The 24137-nt window shown below is 55.0% G+C and carries 19 protein-coding genes; 6 read left to right on the top strand and 13 right to left on the bottom strand.

Annotation, left to right across the window (positions count from 1 at the left end; genetic code table 11):
* The first annotated feature begins 157 nt into the window (after positions 1–157).
* The 6 genes from H7849_RS02445 to H7849_RS02420 all read left to right on the top strand — a co-directional run bounded on the left by H7849_RS02445 (position 158) and on the right by H7849_RS02420 (position 8635).
* A complete protein-coding gene (locus H7849_RS02445) occupies positions 158–1453 on the top strand; it encodes a Zn-dependent hydrolase (protein ID WP_251106781.1) in 1296 nt (431 codons plus the stop codon).
* Positions 1454–1597: 144 nt separating this feature from the next.
* Positions 1598–2929: an FAD-dependent oxidoreductase gene (locus tag H7849_RS02440; protein WP_251106554.1), complete on the top strand. Its 1332-nt coding sequence runs from the start codon at positions 1598–1600 to the stop codon at positions 2927–2929.
* Positions 2916–4331 carry an NAD-dependent dihydropyrimidine dehydrogenase subunit PreA gene (gene preA, locus H7849_RS02435; RefSeq protein ID WP_186743869.1) on the top strand — a complete coding sequence of 472 codons (1416 nt, stop codon included), beginning with the start codon at positions 2916–2918 and terminating at the stop codon, positions 4329–4331. The genes H7849_RS02440 and preA overlap by 14 nt, the downstream gene beginning before the upstream one ends.
* Before the next feature lie 46 nt (positions 4332–4377).
* On the top strand, positions 4378–5793 hold the full coding sequence (gene hydA, locus H7849_RS02430; protein ID WP_186743867.1) for a dihydropyrimidinase: 1416 nt from the start codon (positions 4378–4380) through the stop codon (positions 5791–5793).
* Positions 5790–7259, top strand: coding sequence for an NCS1 family nucleobase:cation symporter-1 (locus H7849_RS02425; protein WP_251106553.1), 1470 nt, complete (start codon positions 5790–5792; stop codon positions 7257–7259). Before hydA ends, H7849_RS02425 begins: the two co-directional genes overlap by 4 nt.
* Positions 7256–8635, top strand: coding sequence for an aminotransferase family protein (locus H7849_RS02420; protein WP_186743865.1), 1380 nt, complete (start codon positions 7256–7258; stop codon positions 8633–8635). Before H7849_RS02425 ends, H7849_RS02420 begins: the two co-directional genes overlap by 4 nt.
* A 57-nt stretch (positions 8636–8692) precedes the next feature.
* Here H7849_RS02420 and H7849_RS02415 read toward each other — a convergent pair whose 3' ends face one another.
* The 13 genes from H7849_RS02415 to H7849_RS02355 all read right to left on the bottom strand — a co-directional run bounded on the left by H7849_RS02415 (position 8693) and on the right by H7849_RS02355 (position 24011).
* On the bottom strand, positions 8693–10243 hold the full coding sequence (locus H7849_RS02415; RefSeq protein WP_186743863.1) for a CoA-acylating methylmalonate-semialdehyde dehydrogenase: 1551 nt from the start codon (positions 10241–10243) through the stop codon (positions 8693–8695).
* A 75-nt stretch (positions 10244–10318) separates the two neighbouring features.
* Positions 10319–11563 (bottom strand): M20 family metallo-hydrolase, encoded by a 1245-nt coding sequence (locus H7849_RS02410; protein WP_186743861.1) that lies wholly within the window; start codon positions 11561–11563, stop codon positions 10319–10321.
* A gap of 1 nt (position 11564) precedes the next feature.
* Entirely contained in the window at positions 11565–12299 is a 735-nt protein-coding gene (allE, locus tag H7849_RS02405; protein WP_186743860.1) for a (S)-ureidoglycine aminohydrolase, read from the bottom strand.
* Positions 12292–13584 carry an allantoate amidohydrolase gene (locus tag H7849_RS02400; protein WP_251106552.1) on the bottom strand — a complete coding sequence of 431 codons (1293 nt, stop codon included), beginning with the start codon at positions 13582–13584 and terminating at the stop codon, positions 12292–12294. The genes allE and H7849_RS02400 overlap by 8 nt, the downstream gene beginning before the upstream one ends.
* Entirely contained in the window at positions 13581–14429 is an 849-nt protein-coding gene (gene pucL, locus H7849_RS02395; RefSeq protein WP_186743859.1) for a factor-independent urate hydroxylase, read from the bottom strand. Before pucL ends, H7849_RS02400 begins: the two co-directional genes overlap by 4 nt.
* A 16-nt stretch (positions 14430–14445) precedes the next feature.
* Complete coding sequence (uraH, locus tag H7849_RS02390) at positions 14446–14787, bottom strand: hydroxyisourate hydrolase (protein ID WP_186743858.1); 342 nt, start codon at positions 14785–14787, stop codon at positions 14446–14448.
* A 9-nt stretch (positions 14788–14796) separates the two neighbouring features.
* Positions 14797–15318: a 2-oxo-4-hydroxy-4-carboxy-5-ureidoimidazoline decarboxylase gene (gene uraD, locus H7849_RS02385; RefSeq protein WP_186743857.1), complete on the bottom strand. Its 522-nt coding sequence runs from the start codon at positions 15316–15318 to the stop codon at positions 14797–14799.
* Positions 15315–16193: an FAD binding domain-containing protein gene (locus H7849_RS02380; protein ID WP_186743856.1), complete on the bottom strand. Its 879-nt coding sequence runs from the start codon at positions 16191–16193 to the stop codon at positions 15315–15317. Before H7849_RS02380 ends, uraD begins: the two co-directional genes overlap by 4 nt.
* Entirely contained in the window at positions 16190–16660 is a 471-nt protein-coding gene (locus tag H7849_RS02375) for a (2Fe-2S)-binding protein (protein ID WP_186743855.1), read from the bottom strand. The genes H7849_RS02380 and H7849_RS02375 overlap by 4 nt, the downstream gene beginning before the upstream one ends.
* The gene (locus tag H7849_RS02370) at positions 16657–18912 is read right to left on the bottom strand and encodes a xanthine dehydrogenase family protein molybdopterin-binding subunit (protein ID WP_251106551.1); all 2256 of its coding nucleotides are present in this window, start codon (positions 18910–18912) and stop codon (positions 16657–16659) included. Before H7849_RS02370 ends, H7849_RS02375 begins: the two co-directional genes overlap by 4 nt.
* A gap of 140 nt (positions 18913–19052) precedes the next feature.
* Positions 19053–20396, bottom strand: coding sequence for an allantoinase AllB (gene allB / locus H7849_RS02365; protein ID WP_186743854.1), 1344 nt, complete (start codon positions 20394–20396; stop codon positions 19053–19055).
* A 55-nt stretch (positions 20397–20451) separates the two neighbouring features.
* Positions 20452–22041 (bottom strand): hydantoinase B/oxoprolinase family protein, encoded by a 1590-nt coding sequence (locus H7849_RS02360; protein WP_251106550.1) that lies wholly within the window; start codon positions 22039–22041, stop codon positions 20452–20454.
* Positions 22038–24011 (bottom strand): hydantoinase/oxoprolinase family protein, encoded by a 1974-nt coding sequence (locus tag H7849_RS02355; RefSeq protein ID WP_186743853.1) that lies wholly within the window; start codon positions 24009–24011, stop codon positions 22038–22040. Before H7849_RS02355 ends, H7849_RS02360 begins: the two co-directional genes overlap by 4 nt.
* Positions 24012–24137: the final 126 nt, after the last annotated feature.

Here is a 24137-nt window from a genome sequence, read left to right as displayed (position 1 = left end):
CAGCATTTCTGATTCTTATCCGCACGCTCGCTTGAGGGCACGATGCCCTCGCGGAAGAGCAACCATTGAAGCATGGGACTTCCTCAGCTACTGTATTCAGGACCACGGAAATGGATCATTGTCACTCCTTCCAGTAGGATTTCTGGCTGTGGCAACAATGAAGCGGCATTCTACATCAATAGCCATCACTTCTGCATTTGAGGCTTTTGCAATGGTCGATCCGAAGACTGTACTGCGCAATCTTGATGAACTTCGCTCCCTTACATCTGACGAACATGGAGCCCAGCGCGTAGCCTGGACACCGGTCTGGCTCAAAGCGCGCGCATGGTTCGAAGAAAAACTGAAGAGCCTGCCGGTAGAACACCACTATGATTCAGCGGCCAATCATTGGATGACGCTCAAGGGCGAATCAGAAAAGACTCTGGTGATTGGCAGCCATCTTGATTCGGTGCCGAACGGCGGCTGGCTCGATGGCTGCCTCGGCGTGCTAGCGGGGTTAGAGGTGCTCACGAGCTTCGCAAAGGAGTACAACGGCAAGCCGCCGTACACGATGCGGTTGGTGGATTGGGCAGACGAAGAAGGCGCCCGCTTTGGCCGGAGTCTTTTTGGATCGTCAGCATTTGCTGGCAGCCATACTATCGATGCTGACCGGGTGCGGACGGATCGTGAAGGGACAACACTTGAAGCCGCTCTGCAAGGCTGCGGCGTCGATGTAGATCGCATTGGCGAGTCCTGTCGCGAACAAAAGAACATCGCGGCATATCTTGAGTTGCATATTGAGCAGGGTCCAATTCTCGAAAAGCTCCAGAAACCGCTTGCAGTCGTGCAGGGCACGAAAGGTGTCGAGCGCTGGGCGATCACATTTCACGGGCAGGAAGCGCACTCCGGCTCTACTCCGATGGCCGCCAGACGCGACGCATTAGCCGCTGCCGCAAAATTAGCTCTTGAAATAAGACCGATCGCGCGTAAACATTCTCAGTCGGTGGCAACGATGGGCAGCGTGAAGACTTTTCCCGGCATTGTGACAGCCGTGGTGGGCCGCTGCGAGACAACGCTCGATATGCGTGATCTCGACGCGGGGATATTGGCAGAAATGCTTCGTGAAGCCAGAGAAGCCAGTGAGCGGTTCGCTGGGGAAGAACGCTGCTCGGTTGAATGGTCGAAAATCTGGTCGATCGAACCAATCCCTTTTCACCCTGACTTGATCCAGTTGTGTGAGGAAGCCATCGTCGAGACAGCCGGAGTGTCGGAGCAGCTTCCCTCCGGACCTTTGCACGATGCAGCTGAAGTGGCGCGCATAGGCATCCCCACCGTGATGATGTTTGTGCAGTCCTTGAATGGCTTGAGCCACAATCGCGCGGAGGACACGAATCGCGCTCATATCGAGCAGGCTGTGATTGCATTCAATCGTCTGGCCCAAAAAACCATCGGCTGCTGGACCCAGCATCCATAGACCAATAGCCTCAACGTACAATTAGGACCACTCCCCGTTTGTGCAGAAATATTGCATAATCAGGACTCCGGTGGAACTTACCGGCAGACTTTAGGGGATGCCTCAGTTCTGCTGTTGAGAGGTCGAACCGGGATGAGTGAGTCGATGAGTTTTTTCGATCAAGCCCCAGACACGCCGCGGATCGCAGCCCGCTTTCCTGACTTGCATCCGCCTTTCAACAAGATAGCTGCCGTTACGGAGGCGAACCGTTGCCTCTACTGCTTCGATGCACCGTGTACGGCAGCCTGTCCTACGCATATTGACGTTCCGCGATTTATCAGGAAGATCGCCAGCGGCAACCTGGAAGGATCGGCAAAAACGATCCTTGACGCGAACATCCTTGGCGCCAGTTGCGCACGGGCCTGTCCCGTCGCCGTGTTGTGCGAAGGCGCATGTGTGATGCACCGCTACAATCAGCAGCCGATTGCGATCGCTCGTCTCCAGCGCTTCGCAATGGACGCCTTGTACGAAAGTAGCGCGCCTCTTCCCTTCGCGCCGGGTGCAGATACAGGCAAATCGGTGGCACTCATTGGCGGAGGACCCGCTTCACTTTCCTGTGCAGCCGAACTGCGGCGTCGGGGCATAAGAGCAGAAATATTCGATGCTCGGCCACTGCCTGGCGGGCTAAACACATATGGCATCGCCGAATATAAGTTGCCGCTGGCGGAAAGCCTGCGGGAGATCGATCTGCTGACGCAATTGGGTGTTCAGTTCCACTTCAATTCCACGGTGGATGCGAAGAAGCTGGCCGCGCTCGAATCCTCTCGTGACGCGATCTTTCTTGGTATCGGTCTGGGCGCGATACATCGGCTCGGGATTGCGGGGGAGACGCTGCCGGGTGTGACCAACGCGCTCGACTATATTGCTGACTATAAGAGCGGGCAAGTCACATCGGCTCCCGAACGAGTTGCCGTCATCGGCGCCGGGAACACGGCGATTGATGCTGCAAACGCTGCCGCACGCTTAGGCGCGAACGAGGTACACATGATCTATCGTCGCGGACCTGAGCAGATGTCTGCTTTCGCTTATGAATATGAGCACGCAAAACTGGAAGGCGTGAAGTTTCTGTGGCATATGAAGCCTGTCGGCATTAAGGGCACAGAGAAGGTGGAGGAGCTTGAACTTGTCCACCTTGAAGTTACGTCGGATGGGTCGCTATTGCCGAAATCTGATGCAAGGATTCGGCTGCGGGTCGATCTGGTTATTTTGGCTATAGGTCAGGGAACGCACACAGACTTTCTGGACAGTCCCAAGATCAACCTGGAGCGAGGACGCGTAGTGATCGACCGCGTGACCGGGCAAACTTCGAATCCGAAATACTTCGCGGGAGGCGACTGCGCAAACGGCGGCCGCGAAGTCGTCGACGCTGTGGCTGATGGCAAACGCGCAGGGAATGGAATCGCAGCATGGCTGGAGGGACAAGATGCCAACGCTTGAAACGACTTTCGCCGGCATCCGGTGCATGAATCCGTTCTGGCTTGCCTCCGCTCCACCTTCCAACTGCGGCGAGCAGGTTATGCGAGCGTTTGACACAGGCTGGGGGGGCGCCGTCTGGAAGACAATTGGCGAGCCGATTACGAATGTAAGTTCACGCTACTCATCCATCGACTGGAATGGGCAGCGGATGATGGGTTTGAACAATATTGAACTGATCAGCGACCGACCTATTGAAGTAAACCTTCGTGAGATCTCCGAAGTAAAACGTCGCTATCCAAAGCACGTTATCATCGCCTCCCTCATGGTCGAATCAAAACGGCACGCATGGCATGAGATTGTGCAACGCGCCGAAGATGCAGGTGCTGATGGGCTCGAACTGAACTTCGGCTGTCCACACGGGATGAGTGAACGGGGCATGGGATCCGCGGTCGGGCAGGTGCCTGAGTATTGCGGCCAGATCACGGAATGGGTGAAAGAGAAAGCGCGAACACCCGTGATTATCAAGCTCACGCCGAACATCAGTGATATCCGCATGCCGGCCCGCGCAGCCAAGCAGGCGGGTGCGGACGCGCTCTCCGCGATCAACACCATCAACTCGATCACTGGCATTGATTTGGACACGCTCGAACCGCGTCCCAACGTCGACGGCAAAAGTTCGCACGGTGGCTACTGCGGTCCTGCGGTAAAGCCGATCGCGCTCAATATGGTGCAGCAGGTTATGTCGGATGAGCAGGCTGCTCTGCCGATGTCTGGCATTGGAGGCATCGGCGTCTGGCAGGATGCAGCCGAGTTCATACTGCTCGGCGCGGGCACGGTGCAGGTCTGCACAGCCGTCATGCATTACGGTTACCGCATCGTCGAAGACCTGGCCGACGGCCTTCTCGCGTGGATGCGGCGGAAAGGTTATCAATCGATCGACGACTTCCGCGGTCTCTCACTGCCGAATGTAGCAGAATGGAAGCACCTCAACCTCAACTACAAGATCGTCGCGCACATTCACGAAAATAAGTGCATTGGTTGTGAACTTTGCTATACGGCGTGCTGGGACGGTGCACACCAGTGCATACATCTTGACCGCGCACTTCCCACGCCGAACACTTCGCGTACGCCGGAGATGATAGCTGCAGAAAGCCGAGGTCGAATCAGTACAACACCGATACCGAAGCTGGATCTCAACGGCCCGGAAAACACGGGCCCCTATTCCACGCCGCTCGCTCGTATACCGCGCGTGGACGAGCATGAGTGTGTCGGCTGCAATCTGTGCTCTCTGGTATGCCCTGTTCCGGATTGCATCACCATGGAACGCGTCGACAACGGACTGCCAGCGGAGACATGGGACGAACGTGTGAATGCCGGCCTCGTTACAGAAGGTTCAGTTACTGCCGGCAACCCAAACATATAGTCCAGGATCTGCTGCGTGGTGATCGAGGACTAAGGAGCCGACCACGATGGGAATTCTGATCAAGAACGGCACGGTGGTTAACGCTGACGGGTCGAAGAAGACCGATGTGCTGATCGACGGCGAGAAGATTGCGAAAGTCGGCGATAAGATTAACGCGACCGGCCACACGACTGTCGATGCGACAGACCTTCTTGTCATGCCTGGCGGCATCGACGTGCATACGCATCTTGATATGCCCTTTGGAGGCACTGTTTCCGCTGACGACTACACGACCGGCACACAAGCTGCAGCCGTGGGTGGAACGACAATGCTCATAGACTTCGCATTACAGTCGCAAGGCCGCACAATGCGCGAAGCCTACGATACGTGGAGAAAGAAATCGGACAACAAGGCATGTATCGATTTCTCCCTCCATATGGCAGTAACCGATCTCGGCCCGGGCGATGGCTCGCAAGGACTGCGCGAGATGGAGGAGATGGTTGCCGAGGGTGTTTCCAGCTTTAAGCTATTCATGGCCTATCCCGGCGTGTTGATGATTGATGACGGCCTGATGTTCAAAGTGATGCAAAAAGCGGCAAAGCTGAACGCCCTCTGCTGCATCCACGCGGAGAATGGCAGCGCTATCGACATCGTCGTCGCGCAGATGCTGGCCGAGGGCAAGACTGCACCACATTATCACGCGTTGTCCCGCTCGCCGAAAGCCGAGGCCGAGGCCACGCATCGCGCGATTGCCCTTGCTGACATGGCCGGAGCTGCGGTCTACATTGTGCACCTGTCTAACGCGTATGCGCTTGACGAATTGAAGCATCTGCAAGAGCGCGGTGCTAAAGCTCTGGCGGAGACGTGCACACAGTATCTGGTGCTCTCGATTGAAGACCAGATGCCGGGCAAGAGTTGGGATGAGGCCAAGTTTGTCTTCACTCCCCCACTGCGTGAGAAGTGGAACCAGAAAGTGTTGTGGCAAGCGCTCACAGACGGCTCACTTGTAGTGGTTTCCACGGACCACTGCCCATTCCGCTTCGCTGATCAGAAATCGCTCGGTCGCGGGAACTTCAGCAAGATCCCAAACGGCGGCCCCGGCGTTGAAAACCGGCTACAGATTCTGTGGCATTACGGCGTCAATGGCGGCTGGTTCACTCAAGAGAAGTTTGTTGACCTCTGTTGCACTGCTCCCGCCCGCGTCTTTGGGATGGAAAAACAGAAAGGATCCATCAAAGAAGGTCTCGACGCAGACATACTAATCTGGGACCCGAACGCCGAGTACACCATATCCGCAGCCACTCAACGCATGGCAACGGACTATTCCATGTTCGAAGGTTGGACGGTGAAGGGCAATGCAGCCAAGGTTATTTCACGCGGTGAATTGGTAGTCGACAACTCAACCAAACCGGGCAAGTTTCTAGGCACGACTGGACGCGGTCGATTCGTGAAGCGAGAAGCTAACGCAGGAGGCATGGTTTGATCCCAGCCGCCGCTGCTTCAGCGAATCCGCGGGACAGGCACCATTACGCGGCCGAATTGGCTCCCGATTCCCGACTCTATAACAAAGATCTGGCACCCACACAACCTGCACAGCGGACGTGGAGCACCTACAACTACATCGCGCTCTGGTTTTCGATGTCGATGGAAGTGACGACTTACATGCTTGCTTCGTCACTCATCGCGGGCGGCATGAACTGGAAGCAGGCGATCTTCACCATCCTTCTCGGCAATCTCATCGTACTCATTCCCATGCTACTAAACGCCCACGCAGGGGCGAAGTACGGCATCCCTTTCCCAGTCTTTGTTCGCGCCTCGTTCGGCCCTGCGGGCGCGAACATTCCTGCGATTTTGCGTGCAATCGTGGCCTGTGGATGGTTCGGCATCCAATCATGGCTTGGCGGTCAAGCAATTGCGGCGATGGTTGGAGTGCTGTTGCCGCAGACTATGCACATGCCATGGGTATTGTGGGCATGTTTCTTAGGCTTCTGGCTGCTGAATATGGCAATCGTGTGGCGCGGCGTCGAATCCATCCGCTTCCTACAAAGTTTTTCTGCGCCTTTCATGCTGCTGATGTCACTCATTTTGCTGTTTTGGATGTTGCACAAAGCAGGCGGCTTCGGCCCGATGCTGGCAGCGCCGAGTAGATTTACGTCGACCAGCAGCTTTCTCCATTTCTTCATTCCGTCACTGACAGCAATGGTCGGGTACTGGGCGACGCTTTCGCTCAATATTCCAGACTTTACACGCTATGCGAAAAATCAAGACGCACAGATCATCGGACAGGCATTCGGATTGCCCGTCGCGATGACGCTCTATTCATTCATCGGTATAGCGGTAACATCAGCGTCAGAAGTGGTCTTTGGTCAACCGATCTGGAGTCCAATCACCCTTCTGGGCCGCTTCCATCAGCCGTTCGTTGCATTTCTCGGATTGATCGCATTACTTGTCGCGACACTGAACGTGAACATCGCGGCCAATGTCGTTTCACCATCGAATGATTTTTCCAACCTCGCGCCGCGACTCATCAGCTTTCGCACAGGCGGTATGATCACCGGCCTTCTTGGGCTCGCTATGATGCCCTGGAAGTTGATGGAAACCTTCGGCAGCTACATCTTTGGATGGCTCGTCGGGTATTCTGGCCTGCTAGGTCCAGTCGCAGGGATTATGGTGGCTGATTATTTTATGGTGCGAGGAACGAAACTCGACTGCTATTCACTCTACCGACGGGGCGGAATTTATGAGTATCGACGCGGCCTGAATCCAGCCGCGCTGATCGCGCTTGTCATTGGCGTGGTGGCCGCATTGGTCGGTCGCTTTATCCCGGCTGTCGCCTTTCTGTACGACTACGCCTGGTTTATCGGCTTCCTTCTATCCGGAACGCTCTACTACCTCATGATGCTGGCTAAGCCATCTATCGTTATCGAAGAAAACGAGGCAACACAATGACTCCTAACGAAACAATGACGCAGTCTTCCGCTACAGAATTGACCTCAGAAGAAGTCGTACGAATTACGCGCGAGACAAACTACGGAACATGGCGGTTTCAGAAGGGCTGGAACCCGCTTCACATTGTTGACTCTGAGGGGTGCTACATCATCGATGCCAATGGCAAGCGATATCTAGACTTTTCGGCGCAGCTGATGTGCATGAACCTCGGGCACAAGAATCAAGCCGTTATAGACTCCATCGCTAAGCAGGCTCAGGACCTGGCCTATGCGCTACCTGGTTACACTACGACCGCGCGCGCCGAATTATCAAAGCTATTGCTTGAAGTTCTGCCGAAGGGGTTGAACAAATTCTTCTTCACAACATCCGGCACCGACGCAAACGAAGCCGCCTTCAAGATTGCTCGGATGTACACAGGCAAGACCAAAATCATCGCACGCTACCGCTCCTATCATGGTTCGACTGCGGGATCGATCGCTGCAACAGGCGATCCGCGACGCTGGTCAATGGAGCCTCGCGGCAAAGGCCCAGGAATTATTTTTGGGCCAGAAGTGCACTGCTACAAGTGCCCAATCAAACACACTTATCCGGAATGCGGAATTGCTTGCGCCGACTATCTTGAGCACATGATCCGCAATGAATCCGATGTAGCGGCGGTCTTGGTTGAGCCAATCGTCGGCACAAATGGCGTGATTGTTCCGCCACCCGAATACATGCCAAAGCTGCGCCGCATTTGCGATGAAACTGGGGTATTGCTGATCGCCGACGAAGTCATGAGCGGATGGGGACGCTCCGGAGAGTGGTTCGCAATGAACCTCTGGGACGTAACGCCGGACATTCTCTGCACGGCGAAAGGCATCACATCGGCCTATGTACCACTGGGCCTCTGTGCAACGTCAGAGAAGATCGGCGATTTTTTTCAGGACCACTACTTCGCGCATGGACACACTTATGAAGCACATCCGATGACGCTCCTTCCGGCGGTCGCCACAATTCAGGAAATGAGGCGGCTCGGCCTTGTGGAACGAACGCGGAAGCTAGGTCCATTTGTCGAAGAAAAGCTAAATACGCTCAAGTCCAAGCACCCAAGCATAGGAGATGTGCGCGGAAAAGGACTGTTCTGGGCTGTCGACTTGGTAAAAAACCAGAAAACCAAGGAGCCGTTCAACACTTACGCTGACAAAGTCTCCAGCAAGGCTCTGGTAGTCGATCAGATCGCCGCGAAAACATTGGCAGATGGCGTCATCATGCAGGCATGGGTGAGTCACTTCGTAATTGCGCCGCCCCTCATCATCACGGAAGAAGAGATCGAACGAGGGATCGATACCCTCGACAAGCATCTGCATATTGCTGACGAGCAGTGCGTAACAAACTAATCACGGTCTGGACACTAGAAGGGCCGCTCTGTCTAAGCGGCCCTTCTAGTGAGCGATCTATCCGAGCGTTGGCATGCTAGTGTCAACGCCAGTCCGAATGCCTGTAGGCCATCGTGCCGTTACCGTTTTCAATCGGGTATAAAAGCGTACCCCTTCCGGTCCGTGTACAGCATGATCACCGAACAATGACCGTTTCCACCCGCCAAAGCTATGAAATGCCATCGGCACCGGGATCGGAACATTGATACCGACCATACCGGCCTGCACACGGCGAGTAAAGTCCCGTGCGGTATCACCATCGCGCGTGAAAAGCGATGTGCCGTTACCGTATTCGTGCTCATTCACGAGCTGCAAAGCGGTCTCAAAATTATTCACGCGGACGACCCCGAGTACAGGTCCGAAGATCTCTTCCTTGTAAATCCGCATCTCCGGTTTTACGTGATCGAAGAGACAGGCACCGAGGAAAAAGCCTTCACCGTGTGGCAATGCACTTGCACGACCGTCGACAACAAGCTCGGCACCCTCCCTGCCCCCGAGTTCGACATAGTTACTGACTTTGTCGAGATGCGGCTTCGTGATGAGTGGACCGAGATCGGCCTCCTCCTTCGTGCCATCTCCGACGCGGAGCTTAGCAATGCGGCTTTCAAGCTTTTCAATCAGCGTATCGGCCGTCTGACTTCCTACCGCGACTGCCACGCTGATTGCCATGCATCGCTCGCCTGCCGATCCGTACGCTGCGCTGGTAAGTGCGTCAGCGGCCTGATCCAGGTCGGCATCCGGCATCACGATCATGTGATTCTTAGCACCACCCAGAGCCTGTACACGTTTCCCATGTTTCGTGCCTTCTCGATATACATACTCGGCAATCGGCGTTGAGCCAACAAAGCTCACGGCCTGGATCGTCGGATGCGCGAGGATGGCATCGACAGCCACTTTGTCGCCATGCACAACATTGAAGACTCCGTCCGGTAAACCGGCTTCCTTCAACATTTCAGCGAGCAGAACCGACGAGCTCGGGTCGCGCTCGCTCGGCTTCAAGATAAACGTGTTCCCGCAGGCAAGAGCGATCGGAAACATCCACATTGGCACCATGGCAGGGAAGTTGAATGGCGTAATACCTGCCACCACTCCGAGCGGCTGGCGCATGGACCAGCTATCGATGCCCGCTCCCACTTGTTCAGTGAATTCCCCCTTTAGTAATTGCGGAATGCCGGTAGCAAACTCAACAACCTCAAGGCCCCGAGTCGCCTCTCCTCTCGCATCAGACAGTACTTTGCCATGCTCTCGGTTAATCAACACAGCAACTTCCTCGATTCGCCGTTCGAATATCTCGCGGAAGCGAAACATGACGCGCGCACGCCGTAGCGGAGGCTGCGAAGACCAGTCAGGAAATGCCGCGGCAGCCGCAGCAACTGCCTTATCCACTTCATCTGCATTGGCCAGAGGTACGCGTGCCTGGACCAGACCTGAAGCAGGATGAAAAACATCGGCAAACCGGCCCGATGATCCCTCAACAGGATTCCCACCGATCCAGTGCTTAAGTTGCTTGGTGTTTGCGTCAGAATGTTTCAAAGAAGAGGTGAGCGGCGATGCAGTGACAGCAGACATGGCGTTGTCTCCTTTACAGGAAGAGACTCCATGATATCAGCGCTGTGGGACGACATGACGGCGGGCCCGGATTTGCTAGGTATCGCACGAGAGCTCAGCCAGTGAACGAGCAAGCACTTCAACGCCGTCCGCAATATCGCTGACAGACGCATGCTCGTCAGGACGATGGCTAATGCCGTTGCGACAAGGAATGAAAATCATGGCCATCGGCGCGATCCGCGACATAAAAAGTGAGTCATGATAAGCGCGACTGACAATTTGGCGAGATGATACCTTTGCTTCGGAACAAGCGTTATTGATCGCGCTTAAGACACGTGGTGACGAGGAGGCCGGAGGATCAGCATTTAGCATAATCATCTCAACTTTGATCTGCCGCCGCTGGGAAATCTCACCTGCTCCATGCCGTATCTTTTCGAGAACCATGTCACGTCGATCACCGTCCGTGTCGCGCAGATCTACGCCAAGCTTCACCCGACTGGGAATGCTGTTGATTGCACCAGGATATGCTTCACAGGTTCCAACAGTGGCCACCGTGTTACGGGAACCGGAACTTAACGCGAGCCGCTCGATTTCAAGAATCAGTTCAGACGCGGCACAAAGAGCATCACGTCTTCCAGGCATGAATGTGCTTCCTGCGTGACCGCCTTCGCCTTCAAGGGTCACCGTAAAACTTGCTGGCGCTGCGATGTCAGTAACAACTCCAATCGTAATGTTCTCGCGATCGAGAATCGGCCCCTGCTCAATGTGAAGCTCGAGAAAGGCCGAGTAGAAGCCTTGAGGCAAACGAACAGTTGAGAGCTCGCCATTGAATCCAGCGTTCATGCGGACAGTTTTTAGAGTGTCGCCTTGCCTGTCGCGCAGAGAGTCGTCCGCAAGCGGGTTCAAAACGCCTGAGAGTAGCCGACTGCCAAGGCATCCAACACCGAACCGTGTCGGCTCCTCCGAGGTGAACTGAATTAGTTCGATAGAGCGGGCTGGTCGAAATCCGCTTCTGTGTAATGCGCGAATGGCCTCGAGACCGCCGAGCACACCCACGACTCCATCAAACTTCCCGGCGTAGGGAATCGCGTCGATGTGCGAACCCGTAGCCACGGCAGGCAACTCAGAACGTGCCCCCTGCCAGCGAGCGAATACATTTCCGGCGGCATCTTCGCGCACTGAAAGTCCAGCTTCGCTAAAGCGCTCTTTCAGCCACGCTCGGGCGCGCAGGTCCTGTTCGCTGAATACGATGCGTGTGACGGCGGGGGGTTCGACATCAGAAATCGTCGCAAGCGTATCGATTTCCTGCATAAGACGTTGTTGATCAATCTCTATCTGCATTTCACGCCAAAGGGTGCCGATTCCAATCCTTATAGATCAGATATTTTGCCGGAACCTTTCCAATCGCACCAAACCATTGAGGGCAGTACGGCGCCATCCAGATAAAGTCTCCCGCAGTCACTGGATACCACTGGTCATCAAGTCGATAAATGCCTCCACCTTCAAGCATCAGCAAACCGTGCTCCATGACATGAACCTCAACCATGCTCAATCCTGCGCCCGGTGCATAAGACATGGTGTTCACTGCGAAGTCGAACGTTATGGTATCCGGCAGAAGCGAACGCACGAGCAGATCGTTGTCACCCGTTAGCGGCTGCGCCGGTACCGATGGCTCATGCCCCACCAGCAATGTTGGAGGACCCTCGCCATTCACTGAACGATATTTCTGCTCGATCACTGTGGCACGCGAGGCTTGCAAAGCGCGAATCGTATGCTCTGCTTCTTGCGGTACATAAGCGTAGTCGTTCTCAACGAGCGTGTAAGTATCGGCACCGCTCTCAAGTGTTATCGTGCCGTCGAGCACATAAAAGAATCTCTGACCTGATGCGGACCCAAGAGCGCCACCAACTTCAAATTCAACAGAATATTGTGCGAAATTCGCTCCAAGCACAGGTGAAGCATGGACGATCACGCTGGCTTTCGAGCAGCCCGGAATCTGAGTACGGATAAATGTATCGGGGGTATGAATGAAATGGCTCGCACGTCGCACGCTGCGCGTGTGTCCTAAGTTATGCACGCAAATCGCCCCCATTGTCGTTGAGGAAGGATGCGACATTGTCAAGAAAACACAGGCCGGCGTGGATAGCCGCAGCAACGTCGGATTTAAGCACGCTCTCGTCCGGATGATGACTGATACCACCAGGGCTCCGCAGAAATAACATTGCTGAAGGTAGGTGCGGAGCGATGACCATTGCATCATGCCCCGCTCCGCTGGTCATGCGGAGGAACGAATAGCCTGCCTGACGCACGGAATTTTCCGCTAGTGCGACCATCGTCGGATTAAGGTGTACAGCAGGTTGCGTGTGGTATTCCGCCGTATCGACTGTCAATCCGCGCCTGGTCGTTGTGACACGGGCTTCATTGAGGATTGCTTCCAAAGCCTTCCGGCACACGACATCGTCTGCATGCCGCACATCAAGGCTGCAACGTGTGACACCAGGAATTACATTTACCCCACCCGGTTCAACAAACACTTGGCCAACCGTCGCCACTAGACCCTCGAATTCAGAGGCGATCATTTCGACGCGAGTGATCCATTCGGCAGCGGCTGCAAGAGCATCGCGGCGCAGCATCATCGGCGTTGTGCCTGCATGTCCAGGCGACCCATGAAAGACCAGACGGCATCGTCTTTGGCCCGCGAGCGCCTCTACAACTCCCAAAGCCATGTCTTTGCTTTCAAGTACTGGCCCCTGCTCAATATGAAACTCGATATAGGCTTTCGTATTCTGAACTAACGAAGATTCCACAGCTTTTGGATGCTTTGCCCTATAGCGTGTCAAAGCTTCGCCAACCATGATTCCGTTGGCATCTTTGCAATTGAGGAGCGCATCGTCAAGGCGATTCACGAGAGCTTGGCTGCCGATGAATGGAACACCGAAGCGTGTTCCCTCTTCATCAGAAAAACCAATGACTTCGATGGAATAGGGCAATCGACGGCCACCGAGAGCTTCAACCAAAGCCAGCCCCATGAGAACACCTAATACGCCGTCGTATGCACCGGCGTTGGGAACAGTATCGAGATGAGATCCGATCAGCAAGCACGCCGAGTCTGTATCGGCTGCTGACAGGTAGAATGCACGAAAATTCCCAACGCGATCCACGTTCACCGTCATTCCTGCGGCTTCAAACCAAGGACGCATACGCTGGTGAACCTCCTCCATAGCCGGCGAAAGAAACGTTCGCAAAATTTCGCCATGTTTGTCCGTACAGGCCGCAATTGCTTTGCAGCGCACTAATATGGTTGCGGCGCCATCGCGTGCAATCGCAGCGCGCACTGAATCGTTAATGGCAACGGCGCTCAAACTTCTCTCCGCACACAAGCTTCAATCGAACCATGCGGCTCGTCTGTAGGTACGAAAATATGGTTCGGATTGTCCTGGTCGAAAGCAGAAAGATCCACGAGGTTGCAGTGCTTGTTCGGCATCTGAAGCCGAATCTCGGTAATTTCGGGAACAGCTTCCAGTGCAGCCTTACCCATGGCAAAAAGCGTCTGCTGAACAGAAAGGCTCTCGTGCTGAGCAAAGGCGTTGAGTAGCGAATCGGTAATGCTTGTTCGCAGTGCGGCATAATCTAAACCGGGCGCAGCGTAGGTCCACTCCGCGGTTGCCAGGGTTCCCAGCAGACGATCATGCGTTTCCTTGAGTGTCGTCAACCTGTCCCGAAGATACCCCGCAAATGCAGAGTTCGCCGTCTTTAGAATTGCCATGTCAGTAAAGCCCGACGTTACGGAAACCGCCTCTCCGCGTGGATAGGTAGCCGTAACCGTCTCTCTGGCTGGTCCAGTCTGCACAAATGCTGTAGGATGCCGCTGACGGCCAGCATCGATGTGTCTCCACAATGTGGCCTTGATATTTGCACTAGCTTCGTTTACTTGCGGTTGCGTGGTGATGAAGTGGGTGGCCAGCTCAATTGCAAATTCCTCGATTGTACTTGCCTTCGATGCACGTGCCGTTGAGTAGATCGTGTTCTTCATTGTGTCGGTGGGCAAAACGTGGCTGTTGTCACCATCTTCAAAACACGCCGTAAAATCCCCCTTCAGCCACACATCAACGTTCCACTCGAAGACCTCATGACGATCCGCGCATCGCTCGACCTTCATTACGCGTACGCGCGATTTTCCATATTGATTTTCACCGAGTGCGATCATCGTGCTGATAGGTTCCTCAACTTCCACGGTACGTTGAGTAGCTGTGCGGAGTTATCAGAAGTGGAACATGATAATGTTCACCAATGTCTCGGACTTGAAAAGCTATGTCAACAAAAGGATGCAAGCTTTCGATTCCTTCGCCACGAAAATAGGCGCTCGTTCCAAAACGCAGACGATAAAAGCCGCTTTGCAGCGTTTCATTCTCGGGCAGCAGGTCGCTAATGCGTCCATTCTGGTCTGTCCGGCGCGCGGCAACGGCGCGCCATCCTCCCTTTTCGTGGCGATGCAACCGTACCGCCACGCCTTCTGCCGGTCGTCCGCGTGTCAGATCAAGAATATGCGTTGAAATTCCTCTCATGCTTCCTTCTTATGCACCCAGCCATTTTCGCAGACGGAGCCGGATAATTTGTCGCTGTTGTTCGACAGCCTCGCGCAATTCTGTCTGTGCGTCATTCATCAGACGACGCTCTAAGATCTCTAGTATTTCCGCAGAGGACTTTCCGCTGGCGCAAACGAGAAAGATGCGGCCAAAGTGCTCTTCATAGAGATGGTTTCCTCGTGCCAATGCAGCGAGCACTTCCGAACTCGATGCCTCCACTCGGCTCTGCTCCTGCTGTGACCACTCTGTTGATTTTCGTGAGGCAGTAGCGGCCGCCTTGCGCTCGCCGATACGCGGATGACTTCGGAACGCCTCATCCCAATCTTGCGGTGAAAGATGCAGCCAAATGGCATCGGAGCGCTCTGACAAATCCTGCTCATCAGAGAAAGGTCTAGCCGAGACCATATCTTGCGCCCAGCGAGTAGAACCGCAACACGGCAAAATGGCTGCTACGGCCACATCATCATTCAACAAGTTCCAATCTGCTAACACTCTGCTCGCTGTAATCATGCAACCCCCTTCCATGCGGCAAGATTACGGAGGAGATCCTCCAGCAAATTGGCGGCAACACTCCGTCGGTAGTCGCTTGATGAACGGATATCGTTTATGGGTGCAATCTCTTCCGCGAGAAGGCTGCGTGCTCCAGCAATGGAATTTTCCGTCAAGGAAGTCCCCATCAGTGCATTCTCTATTTTTTGTAAACGCAACGGCGTCGGCGCCACTGCCCCGATGCCGATCTGCAAAGCTTCTACGCGTCCCTCGCGAAGCCTCCCGACGCCAGCTATGCAAATCTTTGAAATTGCCTGAGCATTCCGCGCTCCGGTCTTTTGCGCATATGTGAACCAGCCCTTAAAGCGCTTTTGGAGATGAATGGCAAGCAACAATTCTCCTGGTAGCAAGGCGGTTTTTTTGTAGCCGAGATGGAAGTTGATATAAGGAATTCTTCGTGTTCGATTCGAAGAGATTAGCTCCAATTCAGCATCATAAGCGAGCAAGGCCGGAGGAGAATCGGCTGCGGGCGAGGCGTTAACGATATTTCCAGCAATTGTGGCGCGGTTCTGATTGGCAATGCTTCCCGTCCAGGATGCTGCCTGCGCTAACAGAGGGAAGTGCATTGGTACCGCGGCACATTCTCGCAGTTGAGTAAAGGTACAACCGCCGCCGATAATAAGGGACGTTTCGGTTTCAGTGATCTGACGAAGCTCATCAACATTCCATATATTCACGAGACGATGCGCGGCCAACCTTCCTGCGCTGAATTGCACCATGATCTCAGTGCCTCCAGCAACGGGAAGCCATTCACCGGGCTCGCTTTGAAGGAGAGCCAGAACTCCCGCAAGACTGCCGGGAGAAACAAACTCGTACTCTGCCGGATGCGACCTCATTTGCCCAACTCCACGGCCCTTTCCACCGCTTGAAAAATCCGCATATAGCCCGTGCAACGACAGAGATTGCCGTTGAGTCCTTCACGAATTTGCTCTGAAGTGGGCTTCGAATATTTCTTCAACAGATATGTTGTCGCAACAATCATGCCGGGAGTACACATGCCGCACTGCGCGCCGCCACAAGTTAGGAATGCCTGCTGAACAGGGTGCAGATGGTTCCCGTCTGCCACTCCTTCAATCGTAACGATGTCAGTTCCATTTGCTTGCACAATCGGGACGAGGCAGCTATTCACCAACTCACCGTTGATCAGTACACTGCAGGCCCCGCATTCGCCCTCGCCACACCCCTCCTTCGTGCCAGCAAGGCCCATTCCATCTCGCAACACGTCAAGCAGCCGTTCGATTGGATAAGCTTCTAACTTCCTGGGCTCGCCATTCACAACTAAGGAAAACCACTGGCGTTTCATACGGCAAACGCCTCTGTAGGAACGGCATGGCTAAACCTGAGGCGCAAACAGATGTCTTCCGGCAGTAGGGGAATTCCGTTGAAGTCTTCGCCCGTAGCATGCGAGACAGCGTTAACAATAGCCGGTGCTGGCCCGTCCATCGGCAATTCGCCAATCCCCTTAGCACCATACGCACCATATGTGAACGGAATCTCTTCGAAGAAGACGCGGATAGGCGGAATGTCCTGTGAGGTAGGGATAATGTAATTCGTCATCTGCCCATTCCTCATTCGTCCCTGTTCCCATTGGACCTTTTCGTAGAGAGCGTAGCCTATGCCTTGCGCCACCCCTCCTTCGATTTGTCCTGTGGCGAGCACCGGGTTCAATACGCGACCCACCTCCTGCACGGCGACAAAGTCATCAACGGTGACGCCATACGTGACCATATCTACGGTCACCTCTGCAACGTAAACTGCCCAGGCAAATGCCGGATATGCCTCTCCGCGGTAGTTCACGTCATCCCAATAAACATTGGGCGGCGGTTCATAGCGGCTGCTCGAATATAGTCGGCCATGTCTTGCGATGTATTCTTTTGCAGCAGCAGAGAATTCATCGGTCGTCCAACTTTCTCCGAGCAAGCCACTCGCCTGCAGAGTCTGTTGCAATCCGATCGCAGCAGAATGCACTAGTTTGCCGACGATCATTGTCGTTCGCGACGCCACGGTAGGCCCCGTGTTGGGCACCATACTGGTGTCCGGCTGCACGATCTCAACGGCTTCATAATCAATGCGAAGCGCCTCTGCCGCAATCTGACACAGGATCGTATTCGTTCCCTGACCAAATTCAGTGCTTGAGACGAGCACGCGTACCTTTCCCTCGGCCGTCGCGTCCACAGCAGCTACAGAATTCAAATAGCGTTCGCCCGAGCCAGTAAACCCGGAGCCATGCAGGAAGGCCGCAATGCCGATTCCCTTTTTCTTCTTCGCACCCGGATTCTCCCGGTCGAAGCGCTCGCGCTTCGCATAATAATCGGATAGCTCGAGCGCGCGGGAAAGCAGGTGCTCGAGATCCACATCCTCACGAATTTCCTGACCTGTAGCCGTAGTCAAACCCTTGTGTAGGAAGTTCCTTCGCCGAAGTTCTTCTGGCGCCATACCAATGGCCTCTGCCACGCGATCCATGTGGCGCTCAATAGCAAAGAGACTCTGCGGAGCTCCAAATCCGCGGAAAGCTCCATGTGGAGGGCAATTCGTGGCAAACGCCTTCGAACGTACGCGTATGTTGGGCCAGCAATATGGACCACCGGCGTGTATCGTTCCACGCGACAACACGGTGGGCGATAGGGTCGAGTACGCGCCGCCATCGAGTGCAAAATCAATGTCAGCGGCAAGCAGCTTGCCGTCCTTGCTAACTGCAGTGCGAATGCGACTGCGCGATGGATGCCGCTTGGTGGTGGCGACCATGTCCTCCAAACGGTCGTACATGATCTTCACCGGACGTCCGGACTTCATCGCAAGGAGCGCGGCGTGCGCTCCGATCATCGATGGATAGTCTTCTTTGCCGCCAAAGGCTCCTCCAGTTTCAACTTGAATAATACGGACCTTGTCCTCCGGTAATCGCGTCAACCCGACGAGCGACTTATGCACATAATAGGGGCATTGCATCGAGCCCCAGATGGTCAGGCCTTCTTCTGGCGTATAGGCGGCAATCACGCCATTGTTCTCGATGTATAGATGTTCCTGTGCACCAGTTGTATACTCGCCCTCGACGATGAAATCGGCCTGGTTCCACGCCGCGTCCACATCGCCCTTGTGGATCAGAAACTTTTTGAAGATATTATCCTCGCCCCAGACGATCACATCACCGCGCTCGCTCTCTTCTATGGAATGAACACTAGGTAGTGTTTCGTATTCGATCCGCACAGCCGCCACAGCCTTGGGGAGCAGATGGCGATCCCGATGTCCCAGCAACAAGATTGGCTCTTCAGGATGGTTTACTTGCTCACTGACGAGGCACGGCCAATCCTTATTGATAAGTGCAATAACGTTTTCACCGGGAATATCCCTCGCGCTCACGACTACAAATTCATCCCAAGGGATGCCTTCTCCGAATTCGATTTTTACGACGCGTCCGCGTGGGACACTGCTGCGCACGGTGGCGCCATAGATCATATCGGGAAACGAAATGTCATCGATATAGCGCGCCTCGCCGCGCACCTTCGCCACTCCTTCTTTACGAAGAGCTGGTGTCCCGACGATACGCTCCTTCAGCAAGCAGTCTCCCGATACCGGGCGGCTCCGCCCATTCTGGGGAAATGGCAGATAACCTCCGCTGAAATTTACTTATGTTACTACGGGTTGGCTGCATTCCCAAGATCGACCCATTGACTGGTTGGAATGCCATAGTCCACTTTTCAACGGACTTCCCTGCCCCTACAACTACTGGGAAACTTGCCGTCAACGAATACTTGCTCTCCTCGAAGCCAGGTTGCTAAGACCTTTCCATACATCCGTTCGCCAAGATACGGCGAGACGAGGTGGCGCGTATGTAAGCCTTCCGCTACGACTCCAATCTCTCTATCCGGGTCGAAGACGACAAGATCTGCATCGCGACCCTCGGCAATTGCGCCCTTGTGATGGTCGATGCTTGCCAGGGCTGCAGGATTTGCGCTCATCCATCGCGCAAGGTCGCCAAGATTGAAGCCCCTAATACGCATCCCGCTCCAAACCGCCGGCAGCGCGACCGAGAGACTGGCAATCCCACCCCATGCGGTCTGAAAATTGCCGTCATTTAGTCGCTTCAACGTCGGTGGACACGGTGAGTGATCGGTTCCAATCAGGTCGATCACACCTTCTTTCAACGCCTCCCACAGGGCTTCGCGGTTCGCAGCGCTTCGGATCGGAGGTGCGCACTTATGCAAAGTGCTTCCGTCGGGAATTGTTTCAGCGGCAAAGTGCAGATAATGTGGACACGTTTCAATTGTGACGCGGACGCCCCTCTCACGCGCCCTGCATAAGTCTGGAATGGCATAGGCGGTGGCTAGATGAACGATGTGTAATCGGAAGCCATATTCCTCGCTCAGGCCCAACATAAGGCGAATGGCTTCGATCTCCGCCTCATCAGGACGCGATGCCAGCCAAGTCCCATATTTCCGCCAGTCTGCTTGGGTCAGGGTGACTCCAGCCAACTGAATTGGCCCAGGCAGTTCGGCATGAGTAAGCAACGGCAGTCCCGTCCGGACGATATGCTTGGCGGCGGTCCGCAATTCGGCTTCATCCACACGCGCAAAGCCATCGATTCCGGGATCAGCAAGAAAGCATTTAAAGCCTCGAACCCCATTCGCTGCCAACAACTCTAGATGTTCGGTATTGTGCTCGGAAATGCCACCCCACGCGCACCAATCCACCATGCACTTGCCGCTCGCTGCGTTTCGCTTGGCTTCGAGCGCGGCAACCGTTGTTGTTGCCGGAAGGCAGTTAAGAGGCATGTCGATCAGAGTAGTAAATCCGCCGGCAGCGGCCGCCATGGTTCCGGTTTCAAAGCCTTCCCAATCAGTCCTGCCCGGTTCGTTGATATGTGTATGCGCATCGACAAGGCCAGGCAGAAGAGCATAGCGACCACAATCTACAGTCTCGACATTCGGGGGAATTTCGTGCAGTTCACGGAGACCAACGATTTTTTCTCCGTCAACAATCACCGCTGCGGGGCGAATGCCAACTGGAGTCAGGACATGCTGAGATATGAAGACCTTGGTCATATTCTCGATGCTCTCGCATTTGCCATAGCGGCGCTGAGCCAGAGAAACTGACTAGCTAGCTGAGGTCTCCCCAGCCTCCGCCACCCGGAGTTTCGACACGAATGATATCCCCCTTGACAGCCCGGATACTGCATTTCCCAGGAATTCGCTTCTCCTCACCTTCGTGCCGAATGAAGACTCGCCCTGGAGTTCCATCCGCCCCTCCATGCAGTCCGTATGGCCCGATTCTCTGCCGATCCGCCAGCAAAGTCACCTGTGCGTCCGTAAGCAACTCAAGTTCTCGAACTAATCCGTCACCGCCGGAAAAACGGCCTTTTCCTCCCGAACCAGACCGATAGCCATACCGCACAGCACGGAACGGATACGCGTATTCCAGGGCCTCAATCGGCGTGTTCAGTGAATTCGTCATGTTGGTGTGAACCCCTGCAATGCCATCGCGATCGGGTCGAGCGCCAGCTCCTCCCGCCGTGGTTTCATAGTAAGCAAAAGGACGATGGTGATGCGGATCGATACCGCCAATTGTCAGGTTGGTCATCGTGCCACTGCTTGCAGCAGGCACACGACACGGCATGACCGCAGCTAGCGCGCGAAGCAGTACGTCAACAATTCGCTGGGAGGTTTCAACATTTCCCCCAGCCACTGGCGCGGGAAGTTGAGCGTTGACAATCGTATCCTCTGGCGCTGTTAGCGTGATCGGCCGCATCAAACCTGCCGTTGCCGGAGCATGCGCGGGCAACAAACAGCGGAAGACATAGAAGACCGCGGAATAGGTAATCGCCAGGACGGCGTTCAGGCTGCTCTCTATCTGCGAGTGGGTACCGGAAAAATCAACCTTAGCCGCTGCTGCGACCGGATCGATTGTTAGCCTTACCCGAATCCGAAGCGGTCCACTGCCGTGTCCATCATCATCCAAAAAGTCCTCTGCATCAAACTCTCCCGCAGGCATTCTTGAAAGCTCTGCGCGCGTAAGGCATTCAGAATAATCGAACAATTCCTGCGCGAGGTGTTGGATCATCGGCGGCCGATATTTCTTGATGATTTCCTTAAGTCGTAGCTCACCAACACGGCAAGCTCCAATCTGCGCCTGCAAATCCCCTTCGCGTTCGATCGGTGTACGAACGTTGTGCAGCAGAATTTCCAAGACTGAGCGATCGATCGAGCCGCCGCGAACAATCTTGACCGGTGGAATCCGCAGACCTTCCTGGTAAACCTCGCGGCACAATCCCATGGATCCGGGATACTGCCCACCGACGTCAGCGTGATGGGCCCGTGTAGCTACGTAAAAGGTTGGCTGGACTTTCTCTTCGGTTGCGGCTTCGTCAAAGACCGGCATCACCATTGTGATATCCGGCAAATGTGTCCCGCCGCGATATGGGTCATTCAGAATCCCAATATCGCCGCACTCCAGCGAAAGCGCGTCGACTGCGGCTCTCACCGACATTGGCATTGATCCCAGGTGTACGGGCATGTGGTCACCCATGGCGATCACTTGCCCCAGCCCATCGAAAATGGCGCACGAATAATCGCGCCGCTCCTTGATATTTGGCGAGAACGAAGTTCGCCGCAACGCGGCACCCATCTCTTCAGCAATCGAATGCATCGCGCTTTGAAAGATTGACAGCTCGATGGGACTGATGGGATTCACGCGTGTACCACCTCAATGATCACGTTGCCAAATTGATCCACAAATACAGAATCCGCGGGCGGTATGACCGTCGTTGCGCTGTATTCGGTAATGATGGCCGGTCCCGTGAAGCGGTCCCCAGCCGTCAGAAGATCGCGCACATACACCCACGCCTCCATCGGCTCTTCTCCAAAATAAACGCTCGTCTTCTTCATTCGCGCCTCTTTGCCATCCCCTGGCTTGATTGGCAGCGCCGGAGGTTCCCATGGCTCAGCTTCTACCATGAATCGGACCCGAAGGTTAACAATCTCAATAGCGCGCGTTTCATCCGCGTACCCGTATCGCTTCCGATGCAAAGAGTGAAACCGACCCGGCACGGCTTCTCCCGCAGGCACGTTCACTTCGTATCCCTGGCCCACATAGCGTAAGTCGATCGACCTGCTCACTCGTCCCGCCAAACCTTCCTGAGCCATCGCCTTAAGTCCGTGCTGTTCCAGTTCGAGGAAATACGCTTTTATCAGGACTTCATCGTAAGGAATCATGATTGTCCGCGAGAAATCGCGAACGTGGTCGGCCAGCAGGATCCCCAATGCTGAAAGAGCCCCGGGCATTGGCGGGATCAGCACACGCGGGATGGCTAGCGACCGCGCAAGCGCACACGCATGAAGCGGCCCCGCGCCGCCAAATGATAGAAGAGTGAACTCGCGTGGGTCATGACCGCGCTCCACTGAAATCACACGAATAGCCTTTTCCATTGCTGCTTCCGCAAGCCGAATCGTTCCCAGAGCGAAAGTCTCAACCGAGCCCAGCGGCCCGGAAACCTTCTTCGTCCAATACCGGGTCCGCTCTTGATCCAGCTGCAGTGACCCGCCGAGAAAATTGGCGGCGTCCAGTCGCCCGAGCAGCAGATTCGCATCCGTAACTGTGGGACGCTCGCCTTTGCCATAGCAAATCGGTCCAGGTTCTGCGCCAGAAGATTCCGGACCTACGTGCAGCAAACCGCCGGCGTCGAAATAGGCAATCGACCCGCCCCCGGCGCCCACAGTATGGATGTCGAGCATCGGGACAGCAATCGGCAGGCCTGAGATGTGCGATTCATTCGTCGTTCGTGCGTCCTCTGAAGCCAGGTCGATCAATGACACATCGGTCGACGTTCCTCCCATATCGAAGGCGATGATTTTTGACAGTCCAGCGCGAGCAGCTATCCTCGCGGCACCGATCACACCACCAGCAGGTCCGGAAAGAACAGTCCGCACCGGCTCCTCAGATGCGACTGCGGAGGAGATGATGCCGCCTGAAGACTGCATCACATGCAGTCCTGCGCCCGGATAAGCCGCGATCAATGACTCTTGCAAGTTATGGATATACGACCCAACCTTTGGACCAAGATAGGCATTCACAACCACCGTCGAAGCACGCTCGTATTCGCGGAATTCCGGCAAAATCCGGTGGGAAACCGAAAGCGGTAGGCCCAGTGGTTTTAGCGCCTCAGCCACCAATCTCTCATTGGTCGAATTGGCGAATGAAAAGAGTAGAGAGAGCGCAATCGCTTCAGCGCCGCTTTTACCGATGGATTCGCGCAGATCATCTAACTCGCGATCCGTTGGCCTGCGCAAAATAGCCCCCTCGGCACTGGTTCGCTCCGGCACCCCAAATCGAAGAGCAGCAGGAATCAGGCAAGGCGGGGCCTCCATGAACCAGTCATAAAGTACTGGACGCGCTTGTCTCCCTATGGCAATCGTGTCTTCAAATCCCGCCGTCGTGACGAAGGCAACCTTGGCGCCCTTGCGTTCCAGAAGGGCATTCGTTCCCACCGTCGTGCCGTGGCGTACAGAAATGCGCACTCCCGAGGGCGCCGCCTGATGGACGGCAGAAAGAATGGCATCGGTAGGATTAGCAGGCGTTGAGAAGACCTTCGTAATCTTCATCACTCCGCGCTCAAACGCAATGCAATCCGTAAAAGTGCCCCCGCTATCGATCGCAACCCGCATGCATTCTATCGCTCCAATTGTTATCAGCTGCTGTTACAAAATACGGCAAAGGCGTCCAGTAGGCTACGACCGAAGTCTATCAGCGCCGAATCACATTGCTCTTTTGCTCGACTGAAAGGCAATAAT

The organism is Alloacidobacterium dinghuense (assembly GCF_014274465.1).
In the GTDB taxonomy this organism is placed as follows: domain Bacteria; phylum Acidobacteriota; class Terriglobia; order Terriglobales; family Acidobacteriaceae; genus Alloacidobacterium; species Alloacidobacterium dinghuense.
Note: the sequence above shows the minus strand (reverse complement) of the source record. Positions and strands in the feature narration are given on the sequence as shown.

Excerpts from the sequence above, each read along its gene's own strand:
- hydA (WP_186743867.1), top strand. The coding sequence starts at position 4,378 with ATGGGAATTCTGATCAAGAACGGCACGGTGGTTAACGCTGACGGGTCG.
- H7849_RS02410 (WP_186743861.1), bottom strand. The coding sequence starts at position 11,563 with ATGCAGATAGAGATTGATCAACAACGTCTTATGCAGGAAATCGATACG.
- H7849_RS02415 (WP_186743863.1), bottom strand. The coding sequence starts at position 10,243 with ATGTCTGCTGTCACTGCATCGCCGCTCACCTCTTCTTTGAAACATTCT.
- H7849_RS02375 (WP_186743855.1), bottom strand. The coding sequence starts at position 16,660 with ATGAAACGCCAGTGGTTTTCCTTAGTTGTGAATGGCGAGCCCAGGAAG.
- uraH (WP_186743858.1), bottom strand. The coding sequence starts at position 14,787 with ATGAGAGGAATTTCAACGCATATTCTTGATCTGACACGCGGACGACCG.
- allB (WP_186743854.1), bottom strand. The coding sequence starts at position 20,396 with ATGACCAAGGTCTTCATATCTCAGCATGTCCTGACTCCAGTTGGCATT.
- H7849_RS02420 (WP_186743865.1), top strand. The coding sequence starts at position 7,256 with ATGACTCCTAACGAAACAATGACGCAGTCTTCCGCTACAGAATTGACC.
- preA (WP_186743869.1), top strand. The coding sequence starts at position 2,916 with ATGCCAACGCTTGAAACGACTTTCGCCGGCATCCGGTGCATGAATCCG.
- pucL (WP_186743859.1), bottom strand. The coding sequence starts at position 14,429 with ATGATCGCACTCGGTGAAAATCAATATGGAAAATCGCGCGTACGCGTA.
- uraD (WP_186743857.1), bottom strand. The coding sequence starts at position 15,318 with ATGATTACAGCGAGCAGAGTGTTAGCAGATTGGAACTTGTTGAATGAT.
- H7849_RS02440 (WP_251106554.1), top strand. The coding sequence starts at position 1,598 with ATGAGTTTTTTCGATCAAGCCCCAGACACGCCGCGGATCGCAGCCCGC.
- H7849_RS02445 (WP_251106781.1), top strand. The coding sequence starts at position 158 with ATGAAGCGGCATTCTACATCAATAGCCATCACTTCTGCATTTGAGGCT.
- H7849_RS02355 (WP_186743853.1), bottom strand. The coding sequence starts at position 24,011 with ATGCGGGTTGCGATCGATAGCGGGGGCACTTTTACGGATTGCATTGCG.
- H7849_RS02380 (WP_186743856.1), bottom strand. The coding sequence starts at position 16,193 with ATGAGGTCGCATCCGGCAGAGTACGAGTTTGTTTCTCCCGGCAGTCTT.